The 6705-nt window shown below is 36.0% G+C and carries 9 protein-coding genes; 7 read left to right on the plus strand and 2 right to left on the minus strand.

What is annotated here, in order from left to right; translation table 11 throughout:
* Window positions 1-232, minus strand: a 232-nt coding sequence (locus HMPREF9402_RS04025; protein WP_009606575.1) for a DUF2500 family protein, incomplete at its 3' end; no start/stop codon positions are given.
* Between the two features lie 226 nt (window positions 233-458).
* Here HMPREF9402_RS04025 and HMPREF9402_RS04030 point away from each other — a divergent pair.
* From HMPREF9402_RS04030 to HMPREF9402_RS04050, 6 genes are all read left to right on the plus strand, one after another.
* Window positions 459-986, plus strand: coding sequence for a hypothetical protein (locus HMPREF9402_RS04030; RefSeq protein ID WP_009606572.1), 528 nt, complete (start codon window positions 459-461; stop codon window positions 984-986).
* 529 nt (window positions 987-1515) lie between these two features.
* Window positions 1516-2085, plus strand: coding sequence for a hypothetical protein (locus tag HMPREF9402_RS13930; protein WP_009606578.1), 570 nt, complete (start codon window positions 1516-1518; stop codon window positions 2083-2085).
* Window positions 2086-2112: 27 nt separating this feature from the next.
* On the plus strand, window positions 2113-2448 hold the full coding sequence (locus HMPREF9402_RS13935; RefSeq protein ID WP_009606576.1) for a hypothetical protein: 336 nt from the start codon (window positions 2113-2115) through the stop codon (window positions 2446-2448).
* Window positions 2445-2720: a lasso peptide biosynthesis PqqD family chaperone gene (locus HMPREF9402_RS04040; protein ID WP_009606573.1), complete on the plus strand. Its 276-nt coding sequence runs from the start codon at window positions 2445-2447 to the stop codon at window positions 2718-2720. Before HMPREF9402_RS13935 ends, HMPREF9402_RS04040 begins: the two co-directional genes overlap by 4 nt.
* Entirely contained in the window at window positions 2713-3162 is a 450-nt protein-coding gene (locus tag HMPREF9402_RS04045) for a lasso peptide biosynthesis B2 protein (protein ID WP_009606571.1), read from the plus strand. The genes HMPREF9402_RS04040 and HMPREF9402_RS04045 overlap by 8 nt, the downstream gene beginning before the upstream one ends.
* Before the next feature lie 16 nt (window positions 3163-3178).
* The gene (locus tag HMPREF9402_RS04050) at window positions 3179-3421 is read left to right on the plus strand and encodes a hypothetical protein (RefSeq protein ID WP_009606574.1); all 243 of its coding nucleotides are present in this window, start codon (window positions 3179-3181) and stop codon (window positions 3419-3421) included.
* 45 nt (window positions 3422-3466) lie between these two features.
* Here HMPREF9402_RS04050 and HMPREF9402_RS04055 read toward each other — a convergent pair whose 3' ends face one another.
* Complete coding sequence (locus HMPREF9402_RS04055) at window positions 3467-5098, minus strand: ABC transporter ATP-binding protein (RefSeq protein ID WP_009606577.1); 1632 nt, start codon at window positions 5096-5098, stop codon at window positions 3467-3469.
* Window positions 5099-5653: 555 nt separating this feature from the next.
* Here HMPREF9402_RS04055 and HMPREF9402_RS04060 point away from each other — a divergent pair.
* Complete coding sequence (locus HMPREF9402_RS04060) at window positions 5654-6694, plus strand: LCP family protein (RefSeq protein WP_009606570.1); 1041 nt, start codon at window positions 5654-5656, stop codon at window positions 6692-6694.
* Window positions 6695-6705: the final 11 nt, after the last annotated feature.

The following is a 6705-nucleotide window of genomic DNA, read 5'->3' on the forward strand; positions in this document are numbered from 1 at the left end:
CAAAGGACAGGAAGGCACGGTCTTGGTAGTAAAGAACTCCTTCATCTCCTTCTATAAAGAAGGTAAAGTATTCGTAGGGGACTTCGAGTTCGAGTTGGCTTCCATCTTGAATTTCGAAGGTGACGAAGTACGAAGGTGATTTGGGGGCATTTTTAAAGAGATGATGCGGATGGTGGCGACGTTTAGTCACGACAAAGCTTTCTACTTGCTTTATTTTAGGAGGTTTTTTCATACCGTTATTCTCCTTTTTGACTTAATATATGTGTAGTGTTTCGTAAAAAGACTATTTTTATAACAGGTTTTTGGATGAATGTGTCATATTCGGTATCGTTTTTTGAATAAAATGAGATATAAGACGTTGTAATTTGTTTGAAATAAAAATATTTTATAACTTCTAAAGTTAGTTTGTAGGAATGTGATGAGTCAGGGTTGTAAAGATAGAAAAGGGGGAATCTTTTATGTTACCTGAAGAGAAAGAAGCTTTTTTAAATGAATTTAAGATGAATATCAGGAAGCGCAGTATTTTTACAGTGCGAAACATGTTGGTGGACATTTTGACGTTGTGTCCAGACGATGCCGACTTTTTAATCACGTGCTACGATTTAGTTAAAAATGATTTACTTATCTTCCAGCGCCATAATTATGAGATTTTAGATTATGATGTGAATCATTGGAGTGAAGAGGGCTATGCGAAACTTAAGAAGACACTTGAGAAGAATTTTTCGCGTAAGAGATATCATTTATGTTTAGATTTGGCGATTCATTTTTATGAGTTGACGCAGGTGGTGGAAGAAGTTGAGGTAGAGGAGGAGCTAGAGGAAGAGGATGAAAAGTCGAAAAAGAAACGCCAAAAGCGAGAAAAGAAAAAACGGGAGCATCGCCATCACTGGAAAAATGATCATGAGAAGTATATGTTAACAGGGGTTGGAACGACGGCCATTTTACTTCTTGGAATGGTGATTCAGTTAATGGTGAGTGGAGAATAAAGAATAAAGTTGAAACTAAGCTAAATGAGCTTAGTTTTTTTTATTAGATTGAAAAAATAGGATAAATAATATAATTATGTAAGTTTTTGGAAAGATGTGTAATCGGGTGAAGAAAAAATTTTTAAAAAATTAGGGTACGAGTTATTAGCTAAGTTATATCATGTGACAAGTCAAGATTCCGAATGGAATGCTGATTTTGATTTAAATGGAGATGGAATCATTGACTTATATGATAGTATCAAAATTAGTACTAAAATGAACAAATAATAAGGTGATGTAAACCGGTCTAAATCGACCTCCTATCCTAAGCTAAAGGGTAAGAGGTCGATTTTTTTATGAGATAGTAAATGACAAGGAAAACTTTTGCTAATCTTTTTATCATAACAGAGCGGGCTTCATCATAGGATAAGATGTAATAAGAGACTGAAAAGTATGGGGGATGTTACGAGTTTTGTATTTATTATGGAAAATTAATAGATGAAATAGGATAAAAAGTAATGATATGTTGAGTTAATAGGGGTAGAAGATAATGAAAAAATTTAGTTACCTAGTTTATGGATTAAAGATTTTATCTGATATTGAGTGTTCTGAATTGGTGGCATTAGATGAGTTACAAGAACATGAGTATGATGTGTTGATTGAGGTTCATCCGGTATCCTCCGAAATTCATGAAAGAATTGAGGATGGTTGGTACTCAAGCTATCGTCATGAAAGTATGTGGTTCCATATTCCAGAAATTGCAACTTATTGGATGCAAGATAGGAACTTGATTTCAATTGAGTTATGTCATGGCGCGGATTTACCAATGGCAAAGCAGTATTTGCTTGGAAGTTGTCTTGGGATGATTATGTTACAGCGCAACATGATTGCGATTCATGGAGGAACGATTGTTTTTGATGGAAAAGGAGTTATTTTTACAGGGGATCGTGGAGCTGGAAAATCGACGATTACATCGGCACTTCGTTTAAAGGGATACCCGTTTGTGGCAGATGATGTGTCTTCTGTTGAGGTCGGCCAATGTCATTTTATTCATCCTGGATTTCCACAACAAAAACTGTGCCAAGATGCCATGCATCAGTTTGGATACCAGCTAGATTAATTTAAAACATTGATGAGCGATACACAGGTGAAATATTTAATCCCTGCACGCGAATCATTTGTTTATCATAAGGTTCCACTTCACGGAATTGTTGAGTTAAAAGTGGTAGACGACATCCATGAAATTCAGGTAGAGTTGTTAAAAGGTCAGGAGAAATTGATGACGATTTGTAACAATATTTATCGAATTGAGATGAAACAATTTGCGGGGGGGAACCCAGAGTACTTTAAAAAGTGTGTGGAGATTGCGAAAGAGATTCCCGTCTATCGTATCTTGCGTCCAAAAGGTTTGATGACGGTGGCCGCACAAATGAAATGGTTAGAAGAAACATTCTTAGGACAAGCAGAGGAGGAACTAATATGACATTATCAACAGTCGTTGAACGTAATCATGATATTGATGCAACCGAAATAGATGGGGAAAAAGTAATGATGGATCTTGAACGAGGTCAATATTTTATGCTCAATGGGGTAGGAAGTGTGATTTGGGATTTGACTGCAGAACCTATTTCAGTACAGGGGATCGTTGAAAAATTGATAGCAGAGTATGAGGTTACTGCTGATGAATGCGAATTAGAGGTGAAGGATTTTTTACATGAGCTACATCATGCCAATCTAGTGATGATTCATGCCTAAACTGAAAGTATTTATCAGACTTGGACTAGTCAAACAGTGGTTATTGATTCGAGTTTTCATTTTGAGTGGTATTTATCGTTTTAAAATGTTGTATTTACCCTTTAAATACTTGAAAAAACAGATGGGAGTCGCGAAAAGTGAATCTAAAAAAGAGGTGCCACTTTCGTATTATGAAGAAGCAAGAAGTATCCGAAACATCGTTTTGCTTGTTTGTAAGCATACGCCATGGGAAAGTAAATGTTTGGTTCAAGCATTACTTGTCCAACATTTTTTAAAACGTAAAGGGATTGCCACGACCCTTTATTTAGGCGTGAATAAAGATAAACAAGATCATCTGATGGCTCATGCCTGGATACGGTGTGGAGAAATGATTGTTACCGGGCAATATGAGAAAGATCATTTCATCGAGGTCGCAAAGTTTTCAAATGAAAGTTTAATATAATGAGGAGGAGATTAGAATGAAGAAATGGGAGAAACCACGCATGTTAAATTTAGGATTAGCAATGACAAAAACAGTTTATGGAGACGGGGGCGGAAATGGAGGAGGTACGAATCCAGGAAACCAAAATCATGTATGTAGATATTGTTATCGATGTTTTCAAAGTACAAAAGAAGTGAAAGATCATACAGACCTAGATCATCCAGGAGAAAAAGCAGATTGGTATATTGATCATAGTGGGTCAATTTGTAAATCATCGTAAGTTAATTTTGAAAAATAATTTTCTAAAGACCCCCCGCTGGAAATTCTAGCGGGGGTTCTTTAGGGTGATAACTTGGTCACAGAAATCGAGTGTTTTTAGGCGATGAGTGATTAGAATGCAGGTTGGTTTATGTGGAAGGCTTTTGATGTTTTTTAGTATCTTCAGTTCGGTTAGTTCGTCTAAGGCTGAGGTAGCTTCATCAAGAATGAGAATTGGTTTTTTTGAGACGAAGGCTCGCGCTAAACAAATTCGTTGGGCTTGGCCTTCTGATAGTCCGATACCTTTTTCACCAAGCTGGGTATCAATCCCATCTTCTAGTTGGTTTATAAAGTCATAGGCTTCTGCTTGCTTGATGGCCTGAATGATTTCATCATCGGTTGCACAGGGATGACTAAAACGGATGTTATCTTTAATACTTCCACTAAACAGGGTGTTCCCTTGAGGAACATAGGTCATAAGTTGGCGATGGGCAAGGTTTAGTGGTTCATTATTAATTAAAATTTGGCCTGAATTGGGTTTTAATAGTGACAGAATTAAGCGAATGATCGTTGTTTTTCCATGACCAGAAGGCCCGACTAATGCAACCATTTGATGAGTTGGAAAGGTAAAGGATGCTTGAGTTAAGACAGGGACTAGGTCGTATTGAAAGCTAACGTTTTTAAAGGTGATGCTTGACGGTTTAACGGGGGCGGTAACGGATAATTCATAGATTTCTTCTTTGGGAAGGTTTTCGATTTCCATTAACCGTTCAGCTGCCGCCATCCCTTCGATACTTTGTTTGGCGATCGAGGCAAACGAACTAAGTGGACCTGATACTTTTGTGTAAAGCTGTAGCAAGGCCGTCATACTGCCAAACGTTAATTGGTTAGAAGCCAATTTTAGGGCGCTAATTCCATAGACGATAAAGTAGATGAAAAATGAAATCGTTCCAAAGATAATGCTTGATAATAAACTCAGTTTCGTGGATTTGAAACGGAGGCGCAATCGTTCTTGGTGATAGTCATCTAGGGTATGAAAGTTTTCTTCTTCATGGCAGAATGCTTTCAAGATCATTAAATTTTGAATCGATTCTTGAATAAAGGCCCGATAATGAATGTCTTGATCTTGCACAGCTCGGTAAATGGCTTTGAGTTTTCGACCATATAAACGACTACCTAGTAGATAAATCGGTGTTGCAATTATGGTAAAAAGTGCAATAAACGGATCGATATAAAGGAGGGCAATAAAAGATGAAATCAGGGTGACCGACAAAGAGACGATGGAGTTTAAGGTTGAGAGAATAACACTTGTCACAGTACTGACATCATTGGTTAGACGAGATAATAAGCTCACGCTATGATACTTAGATCCGGCTAACCATTGGCTATATGTCAATGACTGATATAATTTTTTTTGCATCTGATTAAAAAGTGTGGTTGAGGTATAAGTTGAAATCAACGAATTGATGATATTAAGGCCAAGACGAACAAAATAAAGAATGGCCATCATGATTAGCCATTTAATAACGGCGTTCATTTCGCCTGATGTTGCAGCATCCATGAGTGATTTAGATAATAAAGCGGAGTAGACTCCAATCGCGGATAAAGCCCCAGCTAGAATAGAGGTTAAGATGATAGAGGGTAGAACAGGGATGCTATGAGTAAAAATCCATTTTAAGGTGTGTAGCGTTTGTTTCAAGTTAAATTCCTCCTGTAACGAAAATAGTGCATCCATACAGTATAGAAAGTTAATGAAACAGATATGATAGTTTAGGTAATTTTTTATGTAAGTGTTCTATATAAGTCCAGATAAGTTTTTCATACCTGGAAAACTTTTAACTGGACTATAGTTACCTCTCAGTATCAAAAAGACTTCAGTACTGAGACTCATTTATAATAGTAAAATACATTTCTGTTTGTATATATATAAGTCGAGATAAGTTTTTCACACATGGAAAAGTTTTAACTGGACTATAGTTACCTCTCAGTATCAAAAAGGCTTCAGTACTGAGACTCATTTATAATAGTAAAATACATTTCTGTTTGTATATATATAAGTCCAGATAAGTTTTTCACACATGGAAAACTTTTAACTGGACTATAGTTACCTCTCGGTATCAAAAAGACTTCAGTACTGAGACTCATTTATAATAGTAAAATACATTTCTGTTTGTATATAGATCAAAGAATTTATAGAGTTAATAGAATTTATGTGTTACAATAATTGGAAATGAAAAAAAGGGGGCCTTTAGGGATGAAGAAATATAAAAGGGTAGTGATTACGCTTGGCATTTTTTTAGGACTTTTAGTGACGATGATTGTGAGCGGTGCACTATATGCCAATTATTTATTTGATTCAACACTGGATCAAATGGTGGTCACTCAACCGATTCAAAAAGAAGAGGCAAGTATTTCACAGGCAGTTATTGAAAAAGAAGAGGAAACTAGTGTGACCAATATTGCAGTTTTTGGGCTTGATCGAAATGGAGATGGAAGTAATGGTCGTAGCGATGCGATGAAAGTTTTATCCCTTGATACGAAAAATAAAACAGCAAAAGTCACGTCTTTACAACGTGATACCCTTATTTATATTCCGGGTGAAATTCAAGATTTTGATAAGTTGAATCATGCGTATGCTTATGGTGGGGCAAAATTGGCGATGCAGACGATTAACCATAATTTTGATTTGGATTTAACGCGTTATGTGACCTTTGATTTTGATGCCATTGAAAAAATTATTGATACGTTAGGTGGTATTGAACTTGAAATTAAAGATTATGAATTGTCACATGCAAATGGCTATATTCAATCGGCTCAAAACAAATTAACACAGTCAGGATTACAGCATGTTAATGGAGCCCAAGCTATGGGGTATATGCGCATCCGTTATGCAGATAGTGATTATGTGCGCATGGAACGTCAGACAAATGTGATGAAAGCTATTTTTAAGAAATTGAAAGAAATTTCTTATACTCAATTACTTAGCTTATTAAATGAGGTTTTACCATTTATTGAGACAAATTTAACTAAAGATGAGATTATTAGTTTAGGGATGGAGGCTTTAAAAGTCGATTTATCACAGATTGAGCAATATCAGGTTCCACAGAATGGATATTCAGATATTAATCACAGTGTCAGTTATAAAGGATATAGTCCTTTATATGTCTTAAATAGTTATGAAACAGTCGTTAAGCAACTTCATGAAGGTATTTATGGAGAATCAGATTACAAAGTATCAGCGACTATCTTGAATCTAGAATCAGAGATTTATCAAAAATTTGGGTCGACGAATTAATAAAAAAAGGC

Origin of the sequence: Turicibacter sp. HGF1, assembly GCF_000191865.1 — a bacterium.
Lineage (GTDB): Bacteria > Bacillota_I > Bacilli_A > MOL361 > Turicibacteraceae > Turicibacter > Turicibacter sanguinis.